Genomic DNA, 26,430 nt, shown 5'->3' with positions numbered 1-26,430 from the left:
TTTTTTCAGATACAATATAGAAGCAGCATAAGAGATGGGGGCAACAATGTGAACGGACTATTTATTACAATCGAGGGGCCTGATGGTGCAGGAAAAACCAGCATCTTGAATGAACTTTTCCCTCTTTTGAAAGAAGTAGCAAAAACAGAAATCATTCAAACAAGAGAACCGGGAGGCATCCCGATTGCTGAAGAGATTCGAGCGGTGATCCTGGATCCAAAAAATGATCGGATGGATGAACGCACGGAAGCACTACTTTATGCGGCGGCAAGAAGACAGCATCTAGTCGAAAAGGTCTTGCCTGCTCTGGCAAAAGGGAAAATCGTTTTATGCGACAGATTTGTCGACAGTTCTCTTGCTTATCAAGGTGCAGGCCGACGCATCGGCGTTACCGAGATTGCTCGGTTGAATGAGTTTGCTACAGAAGGTACTACGCCAGATTTTACCCTTTATCTTGACGTAGATTCAGACACCGGATTAAGAAGAATCAAGAAAAACAGACAAAACCAAATCGACCGTTTAGATTCGGAAGGTTTGGAATTCCACCAGCGTGTACGACATGCTTACTTAAAGCTGGCAGAAGAGAATCCGGAAAGAATCCACAAAGTTGATGCAAGAAAAAGCTTTGAAGAAGTGCTGCAAACAAGTTATCATACAATTATTGAACAATATCCGCAATTTTTTGAAAACTAGGAAGGTGAACGTTTATGAAAATTATTTTAGCGATTATCCAAGACAAAGACAGCAACCGTTTATCAAATGAATTGATTGATGCAAATATCCGTGCCACAAAATTATCATCGACAGGCGGCTTCCTTAAGGCTGGAAACAGCACGTTTATCGTGGGTATTGAAGATGATCGAGTAGAAGAAGCATTGGAAATCATCAAAAAAACGTGTGAATCAAGAAAACAATTTGTATCTACACCTGTTACATTGGATATCTCGATGGATGGTGGCGTCCCTTATCCAGTAGAAGTAGAAGTAGGCGGTGCAACAGTCTTCGTCTTACCTGTTGAAGGATTCCATCAATTTTAGGAGGAGCTGAGCTATGAATCAAGAAATAAACTTGGCTCAAATGCAACCGATCGTGTATCAGCAGCTTCAACGGAGTTTTGAGCATGGGCGTCTCGCTCATGCTTATCTTTTTGAAGGAGAAAAAGGAACAGGAAAACATGAAGTAGGTGTGTGGCTCGCACAGCACCTGTTCTGTACCCAAATGGAAGACAATCAGCCTTGCGGAAAATGCAACAATTGTCAGCGGATCGAAAAGAAAGAACATCCAGATGTTCTGGTTATCGAACCGGACGGACAAACAATCAAAGTTGACCAGATCAGACGTTTGCAGACGGAATTCAGTCGCAGCGGATATGAATCAAGAAAAAAGGTTTTTTTGATTAAAGAAGCTGAAAAAATGAATAGCAGTGCGGCAAACAGTCTGTTGAAATTTTTGGAAGAACCACCGGGAGATTTTTTAGCGGTATTAGAGACAGATGCAGTAGGAAGGATTCTCCCTACTATTCAATCCCGTTGTCAAGTGCTGCATTTTCAAGAACTTTCAAAAGAAGCATTGATCCATCGATTGCAAGAAGAGCAGATTCCATTAGAAAAATCAAAACTTTTGGCTTTCTTAACAAACAGTTTAGGAAAAGCAGTTGAAATCTCTCAAGATGAATGGTTTAATGATGCTAAGGACTTGATTTATCAATGGTTCGTTTACTTGCAAAAGCAAGACACTCAAGCCTTTATCTATGTCCAAAAAAAATTAGTGAAATCATTTAAAGAAAAAACACAGCAGTTTACAGGATTATCTGTCCTGATGTTTTATTATCAGGAAGCACAGCGTCAAGCAGTAGCGAAAGGCGAATATGGCAAAGTGAAACAGATAAACCAGATAATTGAACGAATATTGATCGCAGAGCAGAAACTACGTAGCAATGTCGGTTTTCAAGCTGTTGCGGAACAGTTCGTTTTGCAGACGATTTTTTAGCTTGCCGCAGAGGACGAGAATCGAGGAGGATGGAAATGGTAGAAGTAGTAGGTGTCCGATATAGAGATGCAGGTCATATCTATTATTTTGCACCAGGAGACTCTGAATATATTTATAATGACAAGGTATTAGTCGAATCTCAGCAATCCTTACATATTGCTACTGTTGTCCTTCCTAAAAAAGAGATTGATCCCAATGACCTTCCTGAAGCTATTCGTCCAATCTTGCATAAAGCATCAAAAGCTGAACTAGAAAAAGACAAAAAAAATAAAGAAGATGCGCGTGATGCATTGCAAATCGCAAAAGAAAAAGTGCAGTTGCGTGAGCTGGAAATGAAAATAATCAAAGCTGAATATACATTTGATCGAAACAAACTGATTTTTTCTTTTACGGCGGACGGGCGAATCGACTTTAGAGAATTGGTAAAGGATCTAGCCGCTGTATTTCGTACTCGTATTGAGCTTCGACAAATTGGTGTACGCGATGAAGCGAAGATAATAGGCGGAATTGGTCCATGTGGGCGTCCATTATGCTGTTCTTCTTTTTTAGGCGATTTCGTGCCCGTATCGATCAAAATGGCAAAAGATCAAAGCTTATCTTTGAACCCAACAAAAATTTCCGGTTTATGCGGACGCTTGATGTGCTGTCTACAATATGAGAGCGAAGAATACGAGACAGCAAAAAAAGAACTCCCTGACTTTGGAAAAGTAATTGTTACACCTGATGGTAAAGGGAAAGTCGTAGGGTTGAATCTGCTTAGCCGTATCGTTAGTATTCGGCTGACTGGACGGGAAAATCCTGTCGAATATGAATGGGATGAATTGAAAGAATTTATCCAAGTAGGTGAGATAAATGGATAAGAGATCATTATACGACGGATTGAATCAGTTAGAATCAGAGTTGAGAAATACATTAACAGAACTTGTTGAAATGAAGCATGCTTTGCATGAAATCGTAGAAAAAAATACGACTTTGGAGATGGAAAATCAACGTTTGCGAGAACATCTTCGGGAATTGAACCAAGTTGCACAAGCTCCAGCTGAAAATGTGAAGCAAGAACTTTCCAAGTCTCGTATGAATCTTGAAAAAATTTATGAAGAAGGCTTCCATGTCTGCTACGATTTATATGGATCAAGACGGGACAATGACGAGCCTTGTGCGTTTTGTCTAGAAGTGATCTATCGCGAAAGCGGTCGATGATCAATAACAAGAGGAGACTGGAGCGGAGAAAGACTGCTCCAGTTTTTTTATTAAGGAGATTGTGACAGATGTATAATCAAAAAAGTTTCAAAGGAAATCCAGTATACGGGAATTTATATCTTGTACCGACGCCAATCGGAAATCTAGAAGATATGAGCTACAGAAGTGTTCGTATGCTACAAGAAGCAGACCTTATCGCAAGCGAAGATACGCGTAATACACAAAAATTATTGAATCACTTCGAGATTCCTACGCCCCAAAAAAGTTTACATGAACATAATTATAAAGAACGTGTCCCTCAATTGATTGCTTTGTTAAAAGAAGGAAAAACGATTGCTCAAGTCAGTGACGCAGGAATGCCTTCCATCAGCGATCCTGGACATGAGCTAGTTTTAGCCTGCATAAAAGAAGGGATTTCTGTGATCTCTATCCCAGGACCTACAGCTGGGATGACGGCTTTGATTGCTTCAGGGCTAGTGCCTCAACCATTTTTATTTTATGGCTTCCTTCCACGCAAGAAAAAAGAACAGAAAGAAACATTGGAAAAGCTAAAAGAACAAACAGCTACGCTGATTTTCTATGAGTCACCTTATCGGATCACAGCTACGTTGACGAATTTCTTAGACATTTTTGGTAATCGCCAAGTCGTTTTGTGTCGAGAATTGACAAAGATCCATGAAGAATACCTTAGAGGAAGTACAGAAGAACTACTTGCATATATCGAAGAACATCCAGTAAAGGGGGAATGTTGTCTGCTTGTAGAAGGAAATTTGTTTGAAACGACAGGGACAGAAGTGGATGAAGAGCAGGGATCCTTAAAAGAACAAGTAGAAGCAAAGATTGCATCAGGCGAAAAGCCAAATGCTGCTATCAAAGCAGTAGCGCTTAAAAATGGACTGAAAAAACAAGAAGTTTACCGTCAATATCACGAATTAGACTGAAATAGTATAAGTAGTATACAATGAAGCGGCAATGTGGAAAACAGCTACTAACTTCTCAAACCTCTTGAACGCGAACGAACGTTCCTGTATAATGGCTAAGAGGTGAGGATGATGGAGCTGCAATTTCCTTTACATAATGATACATCAAGAAAAATCATTCATATCGATATGGATGCTTTTTTCGCTTCTGTTGAAGAACGAGATCATCCTGAGTTTCGTGGGCACCCATTAGTAATTGCTAGACATCCCAATGACACTGGTGGGCGTGGAGTAGTGACTACGGCAAATTATGAAGCAAGAAAATTCGGAATTCATTCAGCAATGAGTGCACAAAAAGCGTATGAACTTTGCCCGCAAGCCATCTTTAAGCCTGGCGACCATCATAAATACAGCGAGATTTCCAAACAAGTACGGGAAGTATTCTATCATTATACAGACATTGTGGAACCAGTTAGTATCGATGAAGCGTATCTTGATGTGACCGAAAATAAAATCAATTGCAAGTCAGCCATCAAAATCGCCCGAATGATCCAGGCAGATATTTGGGAAAGAGTCCAGCTAACATGTTCTGCGGGAGTAAGTTACAATAAGTTTTTGGCCAAATTAGCATCAGACTATCAAAAACCTAGAGGGATCACAGTAGTTGCACCTCAAGATGCTGTGCCATTTTTAAAAGCTTTGCCAATTGAAAAATTTCATGGAGTAGGAAAGAAAACTGTACCTAGAATGCATGAGTTAGGGATTTATACAGGAAAAGACCTATATGAATGCACAGAAATGATGTTGATTCGAAATTTTGGAAAAATGGGCTATTCTCTTTATCGTAAAGTGAGAGGAATCCATGATTCTCCAGTAAATGTTACAAGAGAGCGAAAATCTGTGGGAAAAGAGCATACGTATGGACAGCCATTGCAAACGGAGGAAGCCGTGCTGGCTCAGTTGCGCCAACTAGCTGAAAAAGTAGAAGAAGCACTGAGAAGAGTCCAAAAACATGGGAAAACAGTGGTTTTGAAGGTCAGGTACACGGATTATTCTACTGTGACCAAAAGAGTGACATTGCCAGAATACATCTATAAAAAAGAAGCGCTCTTTTATCAAGCAAGTCTTATATGGGAGGAAATCTTGGGAGTAGAAAAAGGGATCCGATTGTTAGGAATCACCTTGACGAATCTTGACCCGATGAACTATGAAAATATCGTCCTTCCGTTATGGGGAAATCAAGAAATATAAAAACAGCTTTGAGAGTTGAAAATGGAAATCCGTTTTCTCTCTCAAAGCTGTTTTTATATCAAGTCTTGTTTTTTGATTTGTTCATAGGTTTCTGTTGCATCCGTACATTTTTCCCAAATCATAACTTGGTTGGATTCTAAAGATTTTTGGACATCAATGATTCGCTGGTTGCTGCTTCCGCGAAATTGTAGTTTTAGGTCACGTTTGCTCAATTCAAAGCGTCCGTCAACAAGGATATCGATTTGCGAAAGGAGTTCTAATTTATCTTCTGAATCTTGTAACAATTCATCAAAGGTATAGCCTGTCCATGACCAGATATCTTTTGTCGTACCGAACTCTTTTCGGATACGTCGTACGACTTGCAAACAAACATCTGTATTCAAAAAAGGCTCGCCGCCCAATAAAGTCAGTCCTTGTACGTAATCGTTGCGCAAGTCAGCGATGATTTGTTCTTCTAATTCAGGTGTGAATGGTTTGCCATATCGAAAATTTTGCGCCGCTTTGTTGAAGCAACCTTCGCAGGCGAATAAGCAGCCACTAACGTAAAGACTGTTACGGACACCTTCACCATCGACAAAATTAAACGGTTTGTAGTCAGCAATATAGTTTTGACTGTAGTCTTTTGCTAACCATTCTTTTGGTTTTGGATTTCTCATAAAAAAACTTCTTTCATTTAAGGTTCAAAGATATAGCTATTGAAGATAAAATCTACTCGACCACATAAATAAGAACAAACCGACCTAAATCCATTGTTCAAAAAAAGCTTGTTCTTATTTTGATAGAGAGCGTTCAAAGGTACAAAGCATCGAAAGAGAGTGGTGAAAAAAGATTTGTCACTGCCTCTTATTCTGAATAAACGGTGTTCAAAAGCTTGCATCTGCGGTAATAAGCCCAACTAAACGAAAAATATGAGGAGCTATTTTTGTTTAGCTGTTCTTATTACTTGATGCAGGACAGCTTTTTCACAACCTCATTTCATGTGTTTCACACGTGAGGAAATTTCTTTGTGGCGTCCATGTACCATCGGACGAGCTTGTGGATTTCCTAAATAACCACAAGTACGTTTGACTACATCACATGTTTTTGGGTCATGATTTCCACATTCTGGACATTCGAAGCCTCGTTCTGTTGGTTTGAAATCACCTTCAAAACCACATTGATAGCAATGGTCAATTGGCGTATTCGTACCAAGATACCCGATTTTATCATATGCAAAATCCCATACAGCTTCTAAGGCTTTCGGGTTTTGTTGGAGCATAGGGTATTCACAGTAGTGGATGAATCCACCTGAACAATATTTTGGATAATCCTTCTCAAATTCCAATTTTTCAAATGGCGTTGGGTTTTTACGTACATCATAGTGGAAACTGTTTGTATAATATTCTTTATCTGTGATATTTTCGATGATACCAAATTTTTCTGTATCTAAACGACAGAAACGATCAGTCAGACTTTCACTTGGTGTTGAATAGACGCTGAAATGATAACCGTATTCATCACCCCATGCATCCGCATTGGCTTTTAATTCTTTGACGATGTCAAGTGTGAAAGCTTTTGCCTCTGGGTTTGTTTCCCATTCGCCACCGAAGAAAGCTGAAGCAACTTCATATAATCCAATGTAGCCTAATGATACAGTAGCTCGGCGGTTTTTGAATAATTCATTGACAGAATCGGTACGTGAAAGACGTTTTCCGAAAGCACCATACATGTATAAGATTGGCGCATTTGCTGGAATGGCTTCTTTACAACGTTCTACACGATAGAGAAGCGCATCTTTCATGATTTCTAAACGGTCAGACAATAGCTGCCAGAATTTGTTCTGATCTCCTTTTGATTCGATCGCGATTCTTGGTAAATTCAATGTAACCACACCTAAATTCATTCGTCCGACATTTACTTCTTGACCATTTTCGTCTTTCCATCCTTGCAAGAATGAACGACAGCCCATAGGTACTTTGAAACTTCCAGTTAATTCGACGATTTTGTCGTAATTCAGAATATCAGGATACATTCGTTTCGTTGCACATTCCAATGCTAGTTGTTTGATGTCGTAATTAGGATCTTCAGGGTTTAAGTTTACACCTTTTTTTAAAGTGAAGATCAGTTTAGGGAAGATAGCTGTTCGCTTTTCACTCCCTAATCCATTGATTCGGATCTGTAAAATCGCTTTTTGGATTTCTCTTTCAAACCAATTTTCCCCCAAACCAAACCCTAATGAAGTGAAAGGGGTTTGCCCATTTGAAGTAAATAAGGTATTGATTTCATATTCCAAACTTTGCATAGCATCGAAGATATCTTTTTTGGTTTTTGCTTTTGCATATTCTTTTTGGCGTTCTGGCGAATCGATCCATTCTTCCGCGTCTTTTAGATGTTTTTTATAGTTCAATTCTGCAAAAGGAGCCAGCAATTCATCTGTTCGGTCGGCAGAACAGCCACCATATTGACTTGACGCAACATTAGCAATGATCTGTGAGATTTGTGCTGTCGCTGTTTGGATAGATTTAGGTGATTCCACTTCCGCATTTCCAATTTTGAAACCGTTGTTCAGCATACCTTTGAAATCAATCAAGCAGCAATTTGTCATCGGTGTGTAAGGATGATAATCCAAATCATGGTAATGGATATCACCTTTTTGATGGGCATTTGCTATATGTGGCGGCAACATTTTCAGTCCGATCGATTTTCCGACGATGCCGGCTGTTAGATCACGCTGTGTATTGAAAACATTACTGTCTTTATTTGCATTTTCATTCACGACAGTCTGGTCTTTGTTGATTAGTTTTTCAATCGAAAAGTTGATATCTGTCGCTTTACTGCGAGCAAAATCCCGTTTTGTACGGTAATTGATATACTCTTCTGCTAATTCATATTCGTTTTTTTCTAATAAGATATGTTCCACGATGTTTTGAATCTCATAGATCTTGACATTTTCAGCAAACCGGCTTTTGATTTCTTGGACAACCAAGTCTGCAATCATTTGGATTTTTTCGTAAGTAAGTGGGGATAATGAGCCGTGAATTTTCTTTTCAGCTTTGATTAGTGCTTCGTTGATCTTTTGTTCATCGAAATCAACATGGCGGCCATCTCGTTTGATAACTTTCATCTGGTGTGCCTCTGGTTGCTGAGTAACGACTGTTTTCTCTTCATAATTTACTTTCATTATCTTCAACTCCTGCTAAATTGTTCTTGTCTATCATAAAACAAAATTTAGGAAGGAGCAACTAATTATCGGCTATATATAGTATTCAATCCGCTGTATAATTGGATTTCTATACTATATGTAGTGTATATTTTATTGTGAAAAAAAGTGAAAACTTGTAGTTGATGGATTTATTTTTTGCATATTTAATTTAGCTGAATAAAATAATTGAATAAAATTTTTTTATTTGGGCTAAGAAAAAGTGACAAAAACATAAGAGCAAATTGTTCGTAGATATGCTACTATGCAAATAAACAGAAATGAAAGAGGAGAAGAAGAATTGGAAAAGATGATCGAAGTGAAACATCTCAGTAAAAGCTACGGTAGCAAACTTTCTCCCGTCAAAGCTTTAGATAATATCTCATTCACAGTAGAAGAAGGCGAATTTGTTGGGATCATGGGTCCAAGCGGTGCAGGCAAGACGACGTTGATGAATATTTTATCCACGATCAATTTGCCTACGATGGGTAGTGTCTTGATCCAAGGAAAAGAAATCACAAAAATGAAAAATAGTGAGCTCAGTGACTTTCGCCGAAAAAAACTAGGATTCATTTTTCAAGAATTCAATTTGATCGATACTTTAAATGCAAAAGACAATATCCTATTGCCCCTAGCAGTTGAACGGATGACTAAGGAAGAGATGGAAAAGAGAGTAAGACACGTAGCTCAATTGTTGAATATAGAAGAACTGCTAAAACGATATCCAGATGAGCTTTCTGTCGGTCAGCGACAACGAATTGCAGCCGCTAGAGCCCTTGTTGTTCAGCCACAAGTAATCTTTGCAGATGAACCAACTGGATCTCTAGATTCGAAGTCGGCCACAGAATTGTTGAATTATTTACAGACTATGAATCAAAAAGAAAAAGCGACAATCTTGTTAGTCACCCATGACCCATATACAGCGAGCTACTGTGACAGAATTTTATTTATCAAAGACGGCGTGATTTTTTCAGAAGTTGTGAGAAGAGGGACAAGAAGAGAATTCTTTGAAAAAGTAATCGACATGCAGGCGACGATTGGTGGAGGAGGAAAAATGAATGCTGTATAAATTAGCCGTCAAAAGCTTTTTTCGGCAGTCCCGAGGGTATCTTGTTTATTTTTTCAGTTTGACTTTATCCGTGATGATTTATTATTCATTCAGCGCAATGACCTATGATCAATCTTTAGTTAGAAGAGCAAGTCCAGATACTTCGATAGATGGCGGATTGAGTTTTGGCGGACTGATCATTACTGTCGTTTTACTTTTTTTCGTATTCAGTGCCAACCGATTTTTTTTGAATAGAAGACAAAAAGAAATAGGTATCTATCAACTTTTTGGTATGAACAAACTACAAATTTCAGGTATATATGTATTGGAAATCATGATAATTGGGTTATTTGCCTGTATTTTTGGGATATTGCTCGGCATTATTTTCTCCAAACTCTTTTCCATGATTTTGGTTCGAATGATGGATATGGATCTTAATAGTCCGTTTTTTATCTCCATTCCATCAGTCGCAGATACTTTATTTGCTTTTTTCATCATCCTTTTAGCAGTATCTGTGTATTCGATATGGAAAATCTGGCGCTACCCGATGATTCGAAGTTTTGGAGAAAAAGAACAAGCAGATAGTTCAACGATGCGTTTCAGAACAAGGCATCGATTACTCGCTGTCATTGGGTTATTGCTTTTAACGAGCGGATATTTTGGGGCTAGTCATTTTAGAGAAATCACTTCATGGATGATCAGTCATCATTACCTTGAGACATTCATTCTCTTTTTGCCTTTTCTGATCTTTTTCATTTGTGTGATTGGTACTTATTTGTTTTTCTGCTATACATTTCGACTCTTTTTGATCATATTGAGTAAATGGAAGCTCTATTACTATGGGATCAATTTTTTAATAATAGGTAATACACAAGTGCACCTGCTCAAAAGCTGGCGGACGAATTCTCTAATTACAGTCATTCTTGGAATTTCTTTAATGACGATTGGCGGTACGGCTAGTATTTCTACTATTTTATCGTATCAGGAGAAAGTATCCTCCCCGATGGACTATCAGTTTGATGTCGAGACAGAAAAAAAAATCAAGCCTATTCTGGCAGAGGAAGGACAGAAGATAACTAAAAAAATCACCTTGCATTATAAAGTCATAGGTAGTATCTACAGACCAGATCTCGAAGAACCTATGTTTCAAACTGCTAATCTGATCACAGAAACAGAATATCAAGCCTTCAGAAAAGTTAATCCGGATTTGCCAAACGTTTCTTTGAAATCTCCTAACTATACTGTTTTGCTTGATCAAATGCAAACTCTTTTCCGGAATATTTCATTATATGGTTCTAGTATTGGATTGCCAGATAATCAAGAGTTGAAGATTCAACAAATGCTTCCAAGTGTATTAGGTGACGAAACGATGGTATATCTAAGTCCTGTACTAGTCGTGGATGATAACGTTTTTGAAAAAGCAAAAGGTGTAGATTATCAAGTAGTCAATGTGGATGTGTCAGGTGAGAATAATGAAAAGATAGATGAACGACTGAGCAGTGAAATGTCGATAAAGTGGCTCAATGCTATTTATTATTCTTATGATATCGTAAATGGGCGTCTGCAAGGAGAAATTAGTACAAAGAAACTGCCAGATGACAAAATGAAGGAAGCGCAATTTAGTCAAGAAGGTTCTCGGTTGAACTTCTCCTCCAGCTATTCAAAATTGCGTGCAGTCAACCGGCGGATTGGTATCAATATTTTTGTCACACTGTTTGTCGGAATGATCGTCATTATTGCTACTGGCAGTATTCTGACCGTTCGACAATTAGCAGAAGCAGAGGAAGAAAAAGAAAATTATCACCTATTGACTAAACTGGGGATACCACAAAGAAGAATTAGAAGGATGATTTTCGAGCAAAACGCACTTACCTTTTTTCCACCCATGATATTAGGAATCACTCATGCAGTATTTGCAATCAATGTTTTCACTCAGTATATCAAAACTGCCGATTATTGGTTGGCTTATCTTGTCAGTGGCTTATTGATCCTTATCTATCTTTTGCTTTATGTCATTACGAGTCAGTTATATTGTCGGATTATCGAGGAATGACAGGCGGAATAAGACAAGATAATAAAAAGTACTAAATTTTAAACACCGTTTAAAGAAGAGATTGTGAAAAAGCTGTCCTGCATCAAGTAATAAGAAACAGCCAAGCAAAAATAGTTTCCCATGTTTTTGATTTAGCTGGACTTATTACCGCAGATGCAAGCTTTTACACACCGTTTATTTGGAAGAAGAGGTTGTGACACGCTTTTTGTCACAACCTCTTTATTTTTTATATTTTTTAAAATTACTAGAAATTATAAAGAAAAAAGCAGTGTTTTGATGTGCTATTTTTATAAAAGCTATGTGACAAAACTGTTAGTAAAAAAACGGTTTCTGTAAGCTAGACACATGTTTCTTTTTGTCAAAATTCGTTACACTTTGTGTGAGGTTATATGAGGAGGGAATCCAATGAACAAATGGTGGTCTAATCCAAAATTGAATTATTGGGGAAAATTCATCATTCGAACAATTTTTTATAGTGCGGTACTGCTGTTCCTGATCTACCTGTATCACTATAAAAATATTCAAGGAGGAACATTTATCTATAACGAATTTTAGGAGGAAGAGTATGGAAATCAAAACGATTATTGAAGCAGTCGATGATTGGGGAATAAGCGAACCTGATCGAATTGCTTATCAGGCGGATGAGATGCATACTTTTGGAGAATTGAAACAAGCATCAGACGCACTTGCTTATTATTTAGAAGAAAAGGTAGAAGGGGATGGACCAATCGTCGTTTTTGGTAATTTAGAATTTGAGATGATTGTCGCATTTCTAGGAATTGTCAAATCTGGTCATGCCTATTTGCCAATTGAAGAACACACACCCAAAGAACGTATCCTGTCGATCTTTCGGGTGGCTAAACCATCTATGGTCATCAGTATTGGGAATTGGATAGAAGACATTCCTTCTGTTCCTGTCGTAACAAAAGAAGAATTTCAAGAAATCGAGAAGATACCAGTAGAATTTTATCCCAGAAACAGCGTAAAAGGTACAGAAAATTTTTATATTATTTTTACTTCTGGTACTACTGGAGAACCAAAAGGCGTACAAATCAGTCATGATAATCTAGTCAGCTTTGTTCAATGGACGATGGAAGACTTTGGGATCAAGCCTGGTATGCATTTCTTAGCCCAAGCACCATTTTCTTTTGATTTATCGGTATTTTCTATTTATCCTGCATTAGTTTCTGGTGGAATGCTGAAGCCGTTAAATAAAGCAGTTATTCAAGATTTTCGTCAATTATTCGCGACATTGCCTAACTTGAAGTTGAATATTTGGGTTTCTACTCCATCTTTTATGGATATTTGCTTGATGGAGCCTACCTTCAATGGAGAAAATGTACCAGAATTGGACATGTTTTTATTTTGCGGAGAAGAATTGACAAAAAAAACTGCAGAAACACTACTTGATCGATTCCCAAATGCACGGATATATAATACTTACGGCCCAACAGAAGCAACTGTGGCTATTTCAAGTATCCAGATTAATCAGCACGTACTAGATAAATATGACCGACTACCGATCGGCTATGTAAAAAAAGACACCAAAGTTTCTATTGTCCAAGAAGACAAACTTGTTCCAAAAGGAGAAACAGGTGAGATCATTATTGCAGGGCCAAGCGTATCAAAAGGTTACCTGAACAATCCAGAAAAAACAGCAGCTGCGTTCTTTTGTCAAAATGACTTAGCAAGTTACCATACAGGGGATGCAGGAAGGTTGGATGAAGACGGGCTTTTATTTTATGAAGGCCGTATGGATCAGCAAGTCAAATTACATGGTTACCGGATCGAGTTAGGGGATATCGAACATTATCTGTTGCAAGACTCCCGGATCAAACAAGCCGTTGTCGTACCAAAATATCAAGGAACAAAAGTGCAGCAGCTTGTTGCTTTCATCGTATTAGAAAACACAACGAAACAACCGGATTTTCAACTGACCAAATCGATCAAAGAACAATTACTGCAAGTTGTGATGGAGTATATGATTCCTCAGAAGTTCCATTATGTCGATTTGCTGCCTCAGACAGTAAATGGAAAAATTGATCGAAAAAAATTAACAGCTGAGGTGAATCCTGAATGATGTTTCCTCATATGATCCCTTACGCAGAGCCGTTTTATTTTTTTCTTTTAGCCATTGCGCTTATACCAATCGTTCTATCTTTACTGATATGGAAAAAAAGATTACCAATTTATCAATCAGTGGTGACACTTTTCTTTTTATTTGTCAGCTTTGGAGGTACTTATTGGGAACAGGGAGCGGCGCTGATTGGGTATGTTTTTTGGCAGACAATCCTTGTATGGGGCTATTTTGTTCACCGGCAAAGGAAAAATCAAACAGGATGGTTTTACGCCGCCGTTATTTTAGCAATAATTCCACTGTTTTTAACGAAAGTGACTCCTTTTTTTGAACATGGAAAAGCATCGCTACTTGGTTTTTTAGGAATCTCTTATTTAACCTTTAAGTCTGTGCAAATGATCATGGAAATAAGAGATGGCATGATCAAAGTATATAATCCATTTCGTTATATCCAGTTTCTGCTGTTTTTCCCGACAATATCTTCTGGACCCATCGATCGTTATAGGAGATTTGAAAAGGATCAGCTCCATCCACCTGTTCGTGATAAATATGTTGATCTCTTGGGAAAAGGCGTCCAAAATATTTTTGTCGGTTTTTTATATAAGTTCATTATCGGTTATTATTTTGGTCAAGTACTGCTCCCTGCAGTAGGGCGCATCGCATTACAGCATGGTGGGATTTCATGGGCGTTAGTGGGTTACATGTACGTGTATAGCATGTATTTATTTTTTGATTTTGCAGGTTACAGTTTGTTCGCAGTCGGTACAAGCTACATGATGGGGTATCAGACGCCAATCAATTTCAATAAACCATTTTTATCATGGAATATCAAAGAATTCTGGAATCGATGGCATATGACCTTGTCTTTTTGGTTCCGCGATTACGTGTATATGCGGTTGATGTTCTTCATGATGAAGAAAAAAATCTTTAAAAGCAAGATCGTGATGTCAAATATCGGGTATTTCGCTTTGTTTCTTCTAATGGGTGTCTGGCATGGATTGACGTGGTACTACATCGTATACGGTCTGTATCATGCTTGTCTGATCTGTCTGACAGATGCATGGATCCGATTTAAGAAGAAGCATAAAGATCAGTTGCCTTCTAACAAATTTACGCATGGCGTAGCCGTATTTTTGACATTTCAAGCGGTATGTTTCAGCTTCCTGATTTTTTCAGGATTTTTAGATAAACTTTTTTTTAGCTAACGAATAGTGACATATTAATTTATATAACAAAGGAGAAAAGGAAAATGGAAGAACAAATTTTATCAATCTTAGAAGAAATAACAGGAACAGATGAAGTAAGAAAAAATCGTGATATTGATCTATTTGATGAAGGTTTGCTTGATTCTTTAGCATCTGTGCAATTATTAGTCGAGCTAGACGGAGAGTTGGATATCCAAGTCCCAGTCTCTGAATTCGAGCGGGAGGATTGGCGCACACCGAATAAAATCATTCAACAAGCAACTGCATTGAAGGGTTGAGTATGAAAAAGAAACTCTTTGCTATTTTTGGACCTGTTGTTCTCGCTTTTGGTCTGCTTGCCCTATTCTTCACTTCTTCCTATCGAGTAAATATTGATAACCCGGAAGTAATCAAGCGAGCGTCTTCATCTATGTCAGCAAATGTACTAAAGGGCGATGCAATAAAAAACAAAGCTTTGTCTGAAAAACAATATATCCCCTTTTTTGGGTCGAGTGAATTAAGCAGGATCAGTCCATTTCATCCGTCTGTTTTGGCTGAAAAATATGATAGAGGTTATCGTCCTTTCTTGCTAGGAGCGCCGGGAACACAATCATTAAGTCAATATATGATGATGCGATCTGCAGGGGATGATTTGAAAAACAAAAAAGTGGTGTTTATCATCTCGCCTCAATGGTTTGTAAAAGATGGTGTAAAAACAGATTATTTCAACACTTACTATTCTGAACTTCAGACCTATGATTGGTTGTTCTCATTGAAAAAAGTTACATCAGCTGATCGCTATTTAGCTAGAAGACTATTAACTTTTTCAAAAGTAAAAGAGAACGATACGCTGACAGGAATTCTACAAACGATTAAAGAAGGAAAGTTACCTTTACCTGATTCTTTGGATCAGTTGCACAGCCAATGGAACATGTTGAAGCGTGAGGATGAGATATTCAGTGATATCGGTTTGAAAGATCGTCAGCAAAAAATCGATCATGAATCAAAACAATTACCAGACCACTATCAAGAAACAGAATTATCCATTTTGGCAGATGAGATTGGAAAACAAGAAACGACAAATAATCCATTTGGTTTGAAAAACGATTTTTATACACATCGTATCCGATCCCACGAGCCAGAACTCAAACAGTCACAAAAAAATTGGGATTATCGTTTTTCACCAGAATTTTCTGATTTTCAGCTAATCTTGGATCAATTAGCAAAAAACCATAATGAAGTGTTGTTTATCATTCCACCGGTCAACGAGAAATGGAGCGATTATACCGGACTATCTCAAGAAATGCTACAAGGATTTGCCAAAAAAATCAAATTTCAATTAAATAGCCAAGGATTCAATCGAATAGCTGATTTTGTCAATCAAGCTGGTACCAATTATTTTATGGAAGATACGATCCATTTAGGGTGGAAAGGCTGGCTGGCCGCAGATCAACAGATTAGACCGTTTTTAGAAGAAAACCAGCTTCCTAGTAGGTACCATCTCGATGATGCTTTTTTCAGCAAAGCTTGGCAACAGCAAGTACCAGATAAACTACGATTAAAATAAATAAAACAGGTGGAGGATATCTGCCTGTTTTATTTATTTTAGAATATTCTGAAATAAACAGTAAAAATACCAAGTTTGCCTGAACAAAAAACAAAAGCAATGGTATAATCACAATATGAATATAGAAATGGGGGAAAACATTTGGATACAAAAGAAGAACAGCTACTAATTGATTTGACTTCTGCAAAAGGAGTACCTGGGAATGAAGAAGAGGTAAGAGAAGTATTCAGAGAATATGCTAAACCATTCGCTGATGATATTTTTTATGACGGATTAGGCAGTGTGATTGCTAAGCATGGCGCTGGCGGAGGACCAAAAGTCTTTATTTCTGGTCATATGGACGAAGTTGGTTTTATGGTAACAAAAATAACCGAAAAAGGCTTCTTGGAGTTCCAAACACTTGGAGGCTGGTGGGGACAAGTGATGCTTGCTCAACAAGTGGAAATCAAAACACGAGAAGGAAAAATCATTCACGGGGTAATTGGTTCAAAACCACCGCATGTTTTAACACCTCAGGTACGAAATAAACCATATGAAATCAAAGATATGTTTATTGATATCGGCGCATCAAACCAAGAAGAAGCCAAAGAGTGGGGCATACGTCCGGGAGATATGGTCACCCCATATATTGAATACAAACGAATGAATGGCAGTAAATATTTACTGGCAAAAGCATGGGATAATCGGATAGGGACAGCTGTTTCTTTGCGAGTATTGGAGAATCTATCTAAAGAAGCACATCCAAATGTTTTATTTGCAGGAAGCGATGTGCAAGAAGAAGTGGGCTTGCGAGGCGCTCGAACAAGCACGCACCTTGTAAATCCGGATATTGCTTTTGCTTTAGATACTGGTACAGCAGGTGATACTCCAGGAATGACACCAAAAGAAGCAGATTCGATTTTAGGAAAAGGTCCACAGATTTTGATTTTTGATGCATCGATGATTCCGCACAAAAAATTATTGAATTTCGTTATCGATGTAGCAGAGGAAATGGCTATCCCATTCCAATATACAGTGATCTCTGGCGGTGGAACGGATGCAGGACAAATGCATTTGACAAGAGACGGTGTTCCTTCTGTAGCCATTACTGTTCCTGTTCGTTATTTGCATTCCCACACATCAGTGATCCATGAAGATGATTATTTGAATACAGTGAAGCTAGTTACTGAGTTAGTGAAACGGCTTGATAGTGAAACAGTTGAACAAATCCGGAGTTATGAATAATGAATAATAAAATGCCTATTTCTGAATATCGAAAAAAAGCGCGAGCTTCTTTAGAGAATCAATGGGGAATCAATGCTTGGCTTGTTTTCTTATCCATATTGTTCACAAGCGTCATACAGAATTTTTTTGACGGTTTCAGTCCTTTTACGGAAGAAAGCATGCAGCAAAACCTATTGAGTTTTCTAGTCAATAATTTGCTTTTATTCGCATTCAACTATGCATTGTTTTATATTGCGTTAGTAGTTGTACGAGGTGGCAGACCAAAAAGCAATCTTCTATTTTCAGTTTTCCAAAAAAAATATTTTGGTTCGATACTTGTCATCAATTTGATTAATTCAATCATCAACTGGTTGCTCAATAGTTTGATCTTTCTGCCCATGTTTTTAATCAGCGGAGTGAGTGCTTATACGCAGTTGCTTTTCAATTCAAGTACGGTACCTACGGATGTCATGCCAGGAGATTTTCTTGATATCAGCTTTGTTTTATCAATGGTAGGGATGATTTTTGTTTCAGCACTTATCATGAGCATCGTTGGCGGATTGTTCCAATTTGCTGCATGGACGAAGTTCGACTATCCTGATTTGTCGGTCGTACAATGCTTAAAATATGGCTGGTTCTTATTGAAAGATAGAATCGGTACGTATATTTTGTTGCAACTATCTTTTATCGGCTGGTATTTGTTAGGGGCAATCGCTTTATTCATCGGTCTTTTGTGGGTCATCGTTTATGTGAATGTATCAGTTGCAGAATTTTATGAACAAGCACGGATTGAAAAAGGTGGTCCAGAAGCCTATTTTGCTTAATCTGTAAGCAGTTCATTCATTAGAAAAATAACTTTTGTGGTAGGATAAATCTTTGAGGGGGAATGTATGATGAAATTAACTGTTTTAGGCTGCTTAGGGGCGTATCCTTATAATAATCAAGGGACAACAGGTTATTTACTTCAATCTGACGGTTTCAACTTGTTGATTGATGCAGGTAGTGCTACGCTGATCAAATTACAAGAACATCTTGATCCACTTGATTTGGATGCTGTGATCCTTAGCCATTATCATCATGATCATATTGCTGATCTTGGTGTATTACAGTATTACTGGCAACTTCATCCCAAGAGAGATCCGGAGACATTGCTTTCAATTTACGGGCACACAAAAGATTCTGTCCACTTTGAAGAATTGACGATGGCGAATGTCTCAAAAGGACATCCTTATTTTGAAGCCGAAGAATTAAAAATTGGTCCTTTTCTGATTACTTTTATGGAAACAATCCATCCAGTAGTATGTTACGCCATGCGAATCGTAGAAGAAGCAACGGGGAAAGTATTCGTATTTACAGGAGATTCAGGTTATTTGGAAAGTTTCGCTGATTTTGCGAAAGAGGCTGATTTGTTTCTAGCAGATACCTATCTATTTGAAGGAAATGAACATCATCATGCACATTTCACTTCAAAAGAAGCTGGAGAACTGGCGAAATCAGCTAACGTAAAGAAACTTGTACTTACCCATCTACCTCAGTTTGGCGACTTAGAACAATTGAAAAATGAAGCGCAAAAAGCAGCAGGTAAAGGGATAGATGTAGAACTTGCTGCAGTTGACAAAGTGTTTGACATTTAGGAGGAAGAACATGATTTTTGTACCAAATGAAAACCACGACCCAAGAATCAATTTAGCAATTGAACAATACTTGTTGCAAGAAATGCCATTAGATGAACCCATTTTGCTCTTTTATATCAATGAACCTTCAATCATCATCGGTAGGAATCAGAACACGATTGAAGAAATCAATCGAGATTATGTGGAAGAACATGGTATTCATGTGGTCCGCCGTCTAAGCGGAGGCGGAGCTGTCTACCATGATTTTGGGAATTTGAACTTTAGTTTTATTATGCCTGATGATGGTGATTCCTTCCGTGATTTTGCGAAAGTAACACAACCAATCATCCAAGCACTTCATGAATTGGGTGTTGCCGGGGCTGAGTTGAAAGGCCGAAATGATTTAGTCATTGATGGTATGAAATTTTCCGGTAATGCGATGTATGCTACCAATGGCCGAATGTTTGCTCATGGAACGATCATGTTCGACTCTGATATCAATGAAGTAGTCAATGCATTAAAAGTAAAAAAAGACAAAATCGAATCAAAAGGAATCAAATCGATCCGTTCTCGTGTGACGAATATCAAACCGTTTCTTCCCGAAGAAAAACAAAAAATGACAACGGAAGAATTTCGTCAAGAAATCTTGTTGAAAATTTTTGGTGTAGAATCAGTAGAGGAAGTAAAAACGTACGAATTGACCGACGAAGATTGGAAAAAAATCAATCGAATCTCTGAAGAATATTACCGAAATTGGGATTGGAATTACGGAAAGTCCCCAGATTTCAATTTCTCTCGTCAAAAACGTTTCTCTATCGGTTCGATCGAAGTCCACTTGAATGTATCAGAAGGAATGATTAAAGAAGCAAAAATCTTTGGTGATTTCTTCGGACTAGGAGATATCTCTGATGTCGAAAAAAAATTGGTGGGACAGAAATATGATAAAGAATCTCTATCAAAAATAGTTGACCAAATTGATGTGAAAAAATATTTTGGTGCGATAGAATCAGAAGAATTGCTTACCTTACTTTATTAAAAACAAAAAGCAGCGGAATCCTTATGTATTGGATCCCACTGCTTTTTTATATAGAATTCGAGTAATTTCGGGAAAGCTGAACAGTGATTCGATCAATCAATGTATCTTTTTCCTGCGTTAGTGTTCCAGTGTAACGATCTGCCACATCTTTCATCATCATCAAATCAAAGCGTTCCTGATCATCTAATTCTTCTGTGATACCTCGACTGAATATATTCGTATCATAATGTGCACTATGTTCGCAACAAATGATGAAATGATCCTCTTGTTCGTGTATCGACAAATGAATTTTTCGATACAGCGGATTTTCGATGGCATGAGTTTCTCTAAAGGAATGCTCTAGGGCATGAATCAAAAGCTGGGCTAGATCATCATCTTTGATAGGAAGATCCTCAGGAAGTTCTGCTTGGAAGGTGATCTGGATATTCCGTTTAGCAGCTAACTGTTGATAGCGCGCGAAAATCAGATTTGTCATCTGATGATTGCAAAAAGAACACAGCATTTCAAAATTTTTTGCTTCTTCCAAGATTGTTTCCACATATTTTTTTGCTTTTACTTGATCCGTATGCATTAAGTCTTGCAGATTTTCCATTTCCTGAACAAATTCTAAACGAAGCGTATTTACTTCTTGGATATGCTGTCGAAGTTGCTCATAATGCTGTTCCAGCAAATCGTTTTTGATTTTTAAGAAATCTACTTGTCTTCGGTCTTTATCTGTGTTCAGAATGTGGTCAATCAGATTGTAACTGATAATAACAATCAAAATAATAATGAATAAAATCGTAGACCAATTGATCGTCGTTTGATAAATACCTAGTGCTGTTTGGATATAAATCAAGCAGTGGATAATGGCAACCAAGACGATCCAAGGTGTACAAACTACATAAAAACGATTGTTTTTATATGCTTCACCAATGCAGGTAAGCGAAGTGACTAGAGTACTGATAACACTAGCTATATTAGCAATTGGCATCAATTCAGGAAGTTCTGCAGAAGTAAAAGCTGCATAAAGCAGAACACCAGAAAAGATCGAAAGCTGGATTATACAAAAAATCCCATACCATTTTTTATAATAAATCATCCGGCTCCAATAATAGCAGATAATGAAAGCCGAGGTTAGGATAATAAATAAATGAGATAAAAAAGAGTGAACGAATGGTTCAAAAAGGATGCCACTTAAAATATCTTCTGAAACAGCTTCAAATCCTAATGCCAAAGCAAAGCAGCTTAAGATAATCAGCGAGTATTCAAGCCGTTTTTGTTTGTACATCAAGTAGATGGTATAGATAAACGTCCCAATAGCAATGAAAACTGCAATGATCATCGTTAATACTTGCGGTACTGATTGAGAATAGATAAAACCGATTAACGGACCAGTTGTACCTATATAGACTTTCGGTGGCAACCCAGCGTAGTTTTGATAAGGAGATGAGACAGAGATCATCAATTTTTTTCCGATGTAATCTGATGGTAAATCTATCACAGCCAGTGATAATCCAGGGTTGCTTTCTGCGTCGTAATCTTCCCGTTGGTATAAAATGTTTCCGTTTAGATACACAGTAATCCATTGATGATTTCCTTTGATTAGTAAATTTGCTTCGTTCAACGGTTTCTCAAGTGTCGTTTCCATAATAAATGTTTCATCTTTGTCTACGGTAGGAATCGTACGAGTGTACTTGCTGTCAAACTTAAAATCAGGATCATCTTTTGAATAGAAAACCCATGAATCTTTTATTTCTTTCATTTGATTACTATTAGCAGGAGAGAAGATAAAATAGAAGAAATAAGCAATCCCTGCTAAAAATAACACTGATAATATAATTATTATGCTCCATTTTATGCGCATATAGAAAGATTCTTTTTTATTATATATGTTATTAAAAAGAGCCATAAAGGTATTCCTTTCTAAAACTTGTAATTTTAGGGTAAACGTTTTTTTTACTAACGTCAATTATTTATAATGAAAAATGAGATAAAGATGAGGAAATAGAATCAAAAAACGTCGTTGTCATAAAAATGTGTTTTTACAGTTATAATTTGAAAAAAATTTATCGTTATTATATGATTAAGAAGGATTGAAGAAAGAAAGGAGTTGAAAACGATGCCTGATTACAAAAAAATAACTTTTGTTAGTTCTGTAACGCTGATTATATTTTTAATACTTATTCTTCTCGTCGTCTTGGTTCCCCGAATTTTTGGATTGACTCCTTATATTATTGAGGATAGAGAAATGAACCCATATTATGCACAAGGAAATCTGATATATGTACGACCAAAAAATACAGATGAGATTTTAGTCGGAGATATTATTACATATTATGAAAATTCAGGTAAAAAAATCTCGACACGTCGCGTAATAGCCATTGAAAACAACTACAACGACTTTTATACAAAAGCTGACACACGGACTTATATCGAGCCTGGAGTAGTAAAAAAGAGAAATATTATCGGTAGTCCAATCTTCCAGATTCCATATATTGGTCTGGTCCTTTCCAAAACAGCATTTGCATGGATCCAGGGGTTATTCTTTACGATTGCTTTTTGCTTAACAGGAATCACAGCTTGGAATACTTTTGTAGAGTTGAAGAAGAAGCGGAGACGAACACAGAAATTTTTGTGAGAATGTTGAAAAAGACAAATATATTCAAGAGATACCATTACTCTTCTGAACGAGTGATACGGAAAATACTCATACAGCTTGTAGATTTAGCTAGTTGTTCGTATAATGTGTAAAGAGGAGGAGTAGTATGCGCAATGAAATGATGCATCGTCCTGTAGTCAAAGAAGAACTATTGGACTTTATGCGTACCCAGCAAAAAAAATTACCGGGTGAGCTAGGCAAATTGGAAGAAGAAGCTCATGTAGCAGAAGTACCGGTTATTCCCCACGAAACAGTTGTATTTTTGAAATTTTTACTTGGACAGATTCAGCCTGAACGAATCTTAGAGATCGGTGCAGCTATCGGTTTTTCATCAAGTGTCATGGCGACAACAATCGGAGAAAATGCTCATGTTACGACCATTGATCGTTTCGATGTCATGATCGAGAAAGCGAAAAAAAACTATGAACGTCTAGGATTGACAGATAAAGTAACCTTGCTTGAAGGGCAAGCCGCAGATATTTTGCCTGAATTGTCTGGTCCATATGACTTTATTTTTATGGATAGTGCAAAATCAAAATATATTGAATTTTTACCTGAATGTTTGCGTTTGTTACGAAAAGGTGGCGTTTTGATGGTAGATGATATTTTCCAAGGAGGGACGATCTTGCTCCCTGATGAAGAGATTCCTCGTGGCAAACGAGCTATCCATCGTAAATTAAATGAATTCCTTCGTGTCGTGATGAACCATCCTGATTTGACATCGACCATCTTACCATTAGGCGATGGTGTAATCTTAATGACAAAAGAAGCAGAAGAAATCGATTGGTGATACATGATTATGACAATCAGTAAGTGATTGATTATATCAAAGAATCCATCTAAATTTGATGTGAAAGAGACTGTATTTGTAAAACAACTGAAGGAAATAGTGAATAGATTGAAATAAACAGGAGTAAGCATGAAGACAATGCAACTCCTGTTTTCGACTGATAACCTTAGAATAGATGGAAGCGAATGTTTCTTTTCAAAGGATTGATTTGGTAGTTGAATTAAAATAATTGGCTATTTGCTAATTAAATAACTATTTCGTATTGACAGAAGCAATATAATTATCTATAATTATTGATGTTCCGCTGATTCCTGTCATAGTAGCTCAGCTGGATAGAGCATCCGCCTTCTAAGCGGACGGTCGGGGGTTCGAATCCCTCCTGTGACGCTAAAAAACCGTTAGAAACTGAGGTTTCTAACGGTTTTTCTTTGTTTTTTGTGCCAATATTGTTTGTTTTCAAAGGCAAATAAAATGAAAAAAACATCTTTATCTAGTACAATTATAGGAAGTAAAAATAAAATCCATCAGAAAGAGGAAGCAAATATGTCAATATTATCAAAAATTTTAGTCACTCTAGTGGCCATCGAATTTTTTTATATCATGTACATCGAAACAGTAAGAACTGATTCCGATACGACAAGCAGAGTTTTTAAAATGAATAAAGAAGAATTAAGCAGAAAATCTGTTCAAACATTATTTAAGAATCAAGGAGTATACAATGGACTATTAGGGGTTGGACTACTTTACGGAGCTTACCTTTCTTCCGCACCTAAAGAAATTACAAGTATGCTGTTGCTATCAATTTTTATTGTTGCATTGTATGGAAGTCTGACTAGCGATCGCTGGATTTTACTAAAACAAGGTGGGTTAGCTCTGTTGGCCTTGCTTTCTATTTTCTTCTAAATGTGGAAAAACAAGGATCTATTGGACAGGAAACTTTGTGAAAAATATTACTTTTTCTCATGAAATATGCTATTCTAATGAATGGTATTTTAGAAAATTTCATGAAAAGGAGTTAGATAGGTGTTCAAAAATTATGTTTTATCACTAAAAAAAGAATTTTTAGGTTATGATCTTTCAAGATTTCAGAAAGATCTTTTGGCTGGAATCACAGTAGCTGCTGTAGCATTGCCTTTAGCCTTGGCTTTTGGGGTATCAAGCGGAGCCGATGCGTCCGCAGGTTTGATTACGGCTATCATTGCCGGTCTCGTTATTGGCGGTTTATCAGGCGGTTTTTATCAAATATCAGGTCCGACAGGCGCAATGGCAGCTATTCTAATGTCCATTGCGGCAACAAAGGGAATGCAAGGTGTGTTGCTTGCTACTTTTTTGGCAGGTCTATTTTTACTTGCAGCAGGACTTTTCCGATTAGGAACACTAACTTCTTTTATCCCAGCACCAGTAATCACAGGATTTACTTCAGGTATTGCTATTATTATTGCATTAGGTCAGATCGATAATTTGTTTGGTGTTCATTCGGAAGGTACAAATGTTATTGAAAAGCTAAGTAGTTATCAAACACTAGGTTTTCCAATAAACATAGCATCTTTGATTATGGGAGGCCTAGTCATTTTAGGGATGTTCATCTATCCGAAAAAATGGGCGAAACGAATGCCTAGTTCGCTGTTGGCCATCATTTTAGCAACAGTAGTTACGCTACTGTGTCATTTACCAGTAGCCACTGTTGGTAACATCCCACAAACACTGATCAGCAGTAATCGCTTGGGCTTGGGAGATTTTAGCTTTTCTGCCTTGCAACAAGTAGCCGTTCCGGCCATTAGCATTGCTCTGTTAGGGATGATTGAGAGCTTATTATGTGGTGCTTCTGCTGGTCGAATGGCGAATAAATCATTAGACAGTAACCAAGAATTAGTGGCACAAGGGGTGGGAAATTTATTGCTTCCTTTTTTTGGCGGGATTCCTGCTACTGCAGCCATTGCTCGTACAAGTGTGGCCATCAAATCTGGCGCACAAACCAGATTAGCTGGCATGATCCATGCAGTTGTCTTGTTGCTTTCCATGCTTGTTTTTGCGCCAGTGATGTCACAGATTCCGATGCCGGCACTTGCAGGTGTTTTGATCGTGACGGCTTGGCGTATGAATGAATGGAGAACGATTAAGGAGCTATTTGTTCATAAATATTGGTCAGCTATTCTATTGTTTGTTCTTACAATGATTTGTACAGTCATCTTTGATTTAAGTATTGCTATTGTAATTGGGATTATCGGCGGTTGTGTATTTTTTGTTGTAAAAAGTGCGGCTATCACGATTTCATTAGAAACAATCGATTGGCAAAGAATGGGGCTGCCAGAAACGGAAAAGCTGAATAATTGGACAGTAGTGTACATCAGCGGTCCGCTGTTTTTCATGTCTTCAGAGAAACTAAAAAATAAATTGGAAGAACTAAACCATCACGACGGTGTCATCTTCTCCATGCGTGGCGTACCAAGTATTGATTTGACGGCACGCGCAGTTTTTGATGAATTTCAAGAAAAAGCAGAACAGAGAGGACAAACGATTATCTATACTTCCTTGCAGCCGGAAGTAGAAAAACAACTTTCTCACTTATGGGAATATACATCCACACATCAACATCAAACTGTTGCTCATGCGTTGACAGCATTGCATGCGAAATATACTGCAATGAGCCATTAAAACAATGAAAAAGAATAGACAAGAC

At 37.6% G+C, this 26,430-nt stretch carries 25 protein-coding genes and 1 tRNA gene; 23 read left to right on the top strand and 3 right to left on the bottom strand.

The features are described 5' to 3' along the window. Window positions 1-48 precede the first annotated feature (48 nt). The 7 genes from tmk (at window position 49) to dinB (ending at window position 5,360) form a co-directional block, all read left to right on the top strand. Window positions 49-693 carry a dTMP kinase gene (gene tmk, locus IGK53_RS09470; RefSeq protein ID WP_002292339.1) on the top strand — a complete coding sequence of 215 codons (645 nt, stop codon included), beginning with the start codon at window positions 49-51 and terminating at the stop codon, window positions 691-693. A gap of 14 nt (window positions 694-707) precedes the next feature. Then, a complete protein-coding gene (locus tag IGK53_RS09465) occupies window positions 708-1,037 on the top strand; it encodes a cyclic-di-AMP receptor (protein ID WP_002292340.1) in 330 nt (109 codons plus the stop codon). Window positions 1,038-1,050: 13 nt separating this feature from the next. Beyond that, window positions 1,051-1,989, top strand: a complete 939-nt coding sequence (gene holB, locus IGK53_RS09460) for a DNA polymerase III subunit delta' (protein ID WP_002292342.1) — start codon at window positions 1,051-1,053, stop codon at window positions 1,987-1,989. A 35-nt stretch (window positions 1,990-2,024) separates the two neighbouring features. After that, on the top strand, window positions 2,025-2,849 hold the full coding sequence (locus IGK53_RS09455) for a PSP1 domain-containing protein (RefSeq protein WP_002292343.1): 825 nt from the start codon (window positions 2,025-2,027) through the stop codon (window positions 2,847-2,849). Continuing rightward, window positions 2,842-3,189 carry a DNA replication initiation control protein YabA gene (locus IGK53_RS09450; RefSeq protein ID WP_002288076.1) on the top strand — a complete coding sequence of 116 codons (348 nt, stop codon included), beginning with the start codon at window positions 2,842-2,844 and terminating at the stop codon, window positions 3,187-3,189. The genes IGK53_RS09455 and IGK53_RS09450 overlap by 8 nt, the downstream gene beginning before the upstream one ends. Before the next feature lie 68 nt (window positions 3,190-3,257). Then, the gene (rsmI, locus tag IGK53_RS09445; protein ID WP_002292345.1) at window positions 3,258-4,130 is read left to right on the top strand and encodes a 16S rRNA (cytidine(1402)-2'-O)-methyltransferase; all 873 of its coding nucleotides are present in this window, start codon (window positions 3,258-3,260) and stop codon (window positions 4,128-4,130) included. A gap of 108 nt (window positions 4,131-4,238) precedes the next feature. Continuing rightward, window positions 4,239-5,360: a DNA polymerase IV gene (gene dinB / locus IGK53_RS09440; protein WP_430604689.1), complete on the top strand. Its 1,122-nt coding sequence runs from the start codon at window positions 4,239-4,241 to the stop codon at window positions 5,358-5,360. A gap of 53 nt (window positions 5,361-5,413) precedes the next feature. On the opposite strand, the gene nrdG is transcribed toward dinB, so the two are convergent. Further along, on the bottom strand, window positions 5,414-6,016 hold the full coding sequence (nrdG, locus tag IGK53_RS09435) for an anaerobic ribonucleoside-triphosphate reductase activating protein (RefSeq protein ID WP_002292348.1): 603 nt from the start codon (window positions 6,014-6,016) through the stop codon (window positions 5,414-5,416). A 314-nt stretch (window positions 6,017-6,330) separates the two neighbouring features. Continuing rightward, window positions 6,331-8,520 (bottom strand): anaerobic ribonucleoside-triphosphate reductase, encoded by a 2,190-nt coding sequence (nrdD, locus tag IGK53_RS09430; RefSeq protein WP_002292349.1) that lies wholly within the window; start codon window positions 8,518-8,520, stop codon window positions 6,331-6,333. Window positions 8,521-8,839: 319 nt separating this feature from the next. Between nrdD and IGK53_RS09425 the strand changes: the two genes are divergently transcribed. The 11 genes from IGK53_RS09425 to IGK53_RS09375 all read left to right on the top strand — a co-directional run bounded on the left by IGK53_RS09425 (window position 8,840) and on the right by IGK53_RS09375 (window position 20,319). Then, window positions 8,840-9,607 carry an ABC transporter ATP-binding protein gene (locus IGK53_RS09425; RefSeq protein WP_002310242.1) on the top strand — a complete coding sequence of 256 codons (768 nt, stop codon included), beginning with the start codon at window positions 8,840-8,842 and terminating at the stop codon, window positions 9,605-9,607. Continuing rightward, the gene (locus IGK53_RS09420; protein ID WP_002292351.1) at window positions 9,597-11,639 is read left to right on the top strand and encodes an ABC transporter permease; all 2,043 of its coding nucleotides are present in this window, start codon (window positions 9,597-9,599) and stop codon (window positions 11,637-11,639) included. The genes IGK53_RS09425 and IGK53_RS09420 overlap by 11 nt, the downstream gene beginning before the upstream one ends. A 405-nt stretch (window positions 11,640-12,044) precedes the next feature. Then, on the top strand, window positions 12,045-12,194 hold the full coding sequence (locus IGK53_RS09415) for a teichoic acid D-Ala incorporation-associated protein DltX (protein WP_002292353.1): 150 nt from the start codon (window positions 12,045-12,047) through the stop codon (window positions 12,192-12,194). Window positions 12,195-12,204: 10 nt separating this feature from the next. After that, window positions 12,205-13,719, top strand: a complete 1,515-nt coding sequence (gene dltA / locus IGK53_RS09410; protein WP_002292354.1) for a D-alanine--poly(phosphoribitol) ligase subunit DltA — start codon at window positions 12,205-12,207, stop codon at window positions 13,717-13,719. Further along, entirely contained in the window at window positions 13,716-14,921 is a 1,206-nt protein-coding gene (dltB, locus tag IGK53_RS09405; RefSeq protein WP_002329012.1) for a D-alanyl-lipoteichoic acid biosynthesis protein DltB, read from the top strand. Before dltA ends, dltB begins: the two co-directional genes overlap by 4 nt. Before the next feature lie 44 nt (window positions 14,922-14,965). Beyond that, window positions 14,966-15,199, top strand: a complete 234-nt coding sequence (dltC, locus tag IGK53_RS09400; protein WP_002292356.1) for a D-alanine--poly(phosphoribitol) ligase subunit DltC — start codon at window positions 14,966-14,968, stop codon at window positions 15,197-15,199. A gap of 2 nt (window positions 15,200-15,201) precedes the next feature. Next, entirely contained in the window at window positions 15,202-16,467 is a 1,266-nt protein-coding gene (dltD, locus tag IGK53_RS09395) for a D-alanyl-lipoteichoic acid biosynthesis protein DltD (protein WP_002292357.1), read from the top strand. Between the two features lie 141 nt (window positions 16,468-16,608). Next, window positions 16,609-17,691, top strand: a complete 1,083-nt coding sequence (locus tag IGK53_RS09390; RefSeq protein WP_002292358.1) for a M42 family metallopeptidase — start codon at window positions 16,609-16,611, stop codon at window positions 17,689-17,691. After that, window positions 17,691-18,494, top strand: coding sequence for a DUF975 family protein (locus IGK53_RS09385; RefSeq protein WP_002292359.1), 804 nt, complete (start codon window positions 17,691-17,693; stop codon window positions 18,492-18,494). The genes IGK53_RS09390 and IGK53_RS09385 overlap by 1 nt, the downstream gene beginning before the upstream one ends. A gap of 69 nt (window positions 18,495-18,563) precedes the next feature. Further along, a complete protein-coding gene (locus tag IGK53_RS09380; RefSeq protein ID WP_016853388.1) occupies window positions 18,564-19,304 on the top strand; it encodes an MBL fold metallo-hydrolase in 741 nt (246 codons plus the stop codon). A gap of 10 nt (window positions 19,305-19,314) precedes the next feature. Beyond that, window positions 19,315-20,319 (top strand): lipoate--protein ligase, encoded by a 1,005-nt coding sequence (locus tag IGK53_RS09375; RefSeq protein ID WP_002310251.1) that lies wholly within the window; start codon window positions 19,315-19,317, stop codon window positions 20,317-20,319. 46 nt (window positions 20,320-20,365) lie between these two features. Here the strand turns inward: IGK53_RS09375 and IGK53_RS09370 are convergent, their stop codons facing one another. Next, window positions 20,366-22,210 carry a hypothetical protein gene (locus IGK53_RS09370; protein ID WP_430604688.1) on the bottom strand — a complete coding sequence of 615 codons (1,845 nt, stop codon included), beginning with the start codon at window positions 22,208-22,210 and terminating at the stop codon, window positions 20,366-20,368. A 210-nt stretch (window positions 22,211-22,420) separates the two neighbouring features. On the opposite strand from IGK53_RS09370, the gene IGK53_RS09365 reads away from it, so the two are divergent. The 5 genes from IGK53_RS09365 to IGK53_RS09345 all read left to right on the top strand — a co-directional run bounded on the left by IGK53_RS09365 (window position 22,421) and on the right by IGK53_RS09345 (window position 26,405). After that, a complete protein-coding gene (locus IGK53_RS09365; RefSeq protein WP_002292363.1) occupies window positions 22,421-22,939 on the top strand; it encodes a signal peptidase I in 519 nt (172 codons plus the stop codon). Window positions 22,940-23,066: 127 nt separating this feature from the next. Continuing rightward, window positions 23,067-23,750 (top strand): O-methyltransferase, encoded by a 684-nt coding sequence (locus IGK53_RS09360; RefSeq protein WP_002292364.1) that lies wholly within the window; start codon window positions 23,067-23,069, stop codon window positions 23,748-23,750. Between the two features lie 313 nt (window positions 23,751-24,063). Beyond that, window positions 24,064-24,137: transfer RNA gene (locus IGK53_RS09355), tRNA-Arg, on the top strand. A gap of 156 nt (window positions 24,138-24,293) precedes the next feature. Beyond that, window positions 24,294-24,653 carry a DUF1304 domain-containing protein gene (locus IGK53_RS09350; protein ID WP_002329013.1) on the top strand — a complete coding sequence of 120 codons (360 nt, stop codon included), beginning with the start codon at window positions 24,294-24,296 and terminating at the stop codon, window positions 24,651-24,653. Between the two features lie 120 nt (window positions 24,654-24,773). After that, on the top strand, window positions 24,774-26,405 hold the full coding sequence (locus IGK53_RS09345) for a SulP family inorganic anion transporter (RefSeq protein ID WP_002292367.1): 1,632 nt from the start codon (window positions 24,774-24,776) through the stop codon (window positions 26,403-26,405). Window positions 26,406-26,430: the final 25 nt, after the last annotated feature.

This window comes from Enterococcus sp. DIV1224 (assembly GCF_050555455.1).
Classification (GTDB): Bacteria; Bacillota; Bacilli; order Lactobacillales; family Enterococcaceae; genus Enterococcus_B; species Enterococcus_B lactis.
Note: the sequence above shows the minus strand (reverse complement) of the source record. Positions and strands in the feature narration are given on the sequence as shown.

What these genes read in the sequence shown, in the direction of transcription:
- IGK53_RS09465 (WP_002292340.1), top strand. Translation starts at nt 708, where the DNA reads ATGAAAATTATTTTAGCGATTATCCAAGACAAAGACAGCAACCGTTTA.
- holB (WP_002292342.1), top strand. Translation starts at nt 1,051, where the DNA reads ATGAATCAAGAAATAAACTTGGCTCAAATGCAACCGATCGTGTATCAG.
- IGK53_RS09455 (WP_002292343.1), top strand. Translation starts at nt 2,025, where the DNA reads ATGGTAGAAGTAGTAGGTGTCCGATATAGAGATGCAGGTCATATCTAT.
- IGK53_RS09450 (WP_002288076.1), top strand. Translation starts at nt 2,842, where the DNA reads ATGGATAAGAGATCATTATACGACGGATTGAATCAGTTAGAATCAGAG.
- rsmI (WP_002292345.1), top strand. Translation starts at nt 3,258, where the DNA reads ATGTATAATCAAAAAAGTTTCAAAGGAAATCCAGTATACGGGAATTTA.
- dinB (WP_430604689.1), top strand. Translation starts at nt 4,239, where the DNA reads ATGATGGAGCTGCAATTTCCTTTACATAATGATACATCAAGAAAAATC.
- nrdG (WP_002292348.1), bottom strand. Translation starts at nt 6,016, where the DNA reads ATGAGAAATCCAAAACCAAAAGAATGGTTAGCAAAAGACTACAGTCAA.
- nrdD (WP_002292349.1), bottom strand. Translation starts at nt 8,520, where the DNA reads ATGAAAGTAAATTATGAAGAGAAAACAGTCGTTACTCAGCAACCAGAG.
- IGK53_RS09420 (WP_002292351.1), top strand. Translation starts at nt 9,597, where the DNA reads ATGCTGTATAAATTAGCCGTCAAAAGCTTTTTTCGGCAGTCCCGAGGG.
- IGK53_RS09415 (WP_002292353.1), top strand. Translation starts at nt 12,045, where the DNA reads ATGAACAAATGGTGGTCTAATCCAAAATTGAATTATTGGGGAAAATTC.
- dltA (WP_002292354.1), top strand. Translation starts at nt 12,205, where the DNA reads ATGGAAATCAAAACGATTATTGAAGCAGTCGATGATTGGGGAATAAGC.
- dltB (WP_002329012.1), top strand. Translation starts at nt 13,716, where the DNA reads ATGATGTTTCCTCATATGATCCCTTACGCAGAGCCGTTTTATTTTTTT.
- dltC (WP_002292356.1), top strand. Translation starts at nt 14,966, where the DNA reads ATGGAAGAACAAATTTTATCAATCTTAGAAGAAATAACAGGAACAGAT.
- dltD (WP_002292357.1), top strand. Translation starts at nt 15,202, where the DNA reads ATGAAAAAGAAACTCTTTGCTATTTTTGGACCTGTTGTTCTCGCTTTT.
- IGK53_RS09385 (WP_002292359.1), top strand. Translation starts at nt 17,691, where the DNA reads ATGAATAATAAAATGCCTATTTCTGAATATCGAAAAAAAGCGCGAGCT.
- IGK53_RS09380 (WP_016853388.1), top strand. Translation starts at nt 18,564, where the DNA reads ATGAAATTAACTGTTTTAGGCTGCTTAGGGGCGTATCCTTATAATAAT.
- IGK53_RS09375 (WP_002310251.1), top strand. Translation starts at nt 19,315, where the DNA reads ATGATTTTTGTACCAAATGAAAACCACGACCCAAGAATCAATTTAGCA.
- IGK53_RS09370 (WP_430604688.1), bottom strand. Translation starts at nt 22,210, where the DNA reads ATGGCTCTTTTTAATAACATATATAATAAAAAAGAATCTTTCTATATG.
- IGK53_RS09365 (WP_002292363.1), top strand. Translation starts at nt 22,421, where the DNA reads ATGCCTGATTACAAAAAAATAACTTTTGTTAGTTCTGTAACGCTGATT.
- IGK53_RS09360 (WP_002292364.1), top strand. Translation starts at nt 23,067, where the DNA reads ATGCGCAATGAAATGATGCATCGTCCTGTAGTCAAAGAAGAACTATTG.
- IGK53_RS09350 (WP_002329013.1), top strand. Translation starts at nt 24,294, where the DNA reads ATGTCAATATTATCAAAAATTTTAGTCACTCTAGTGGCCATCGAATTT.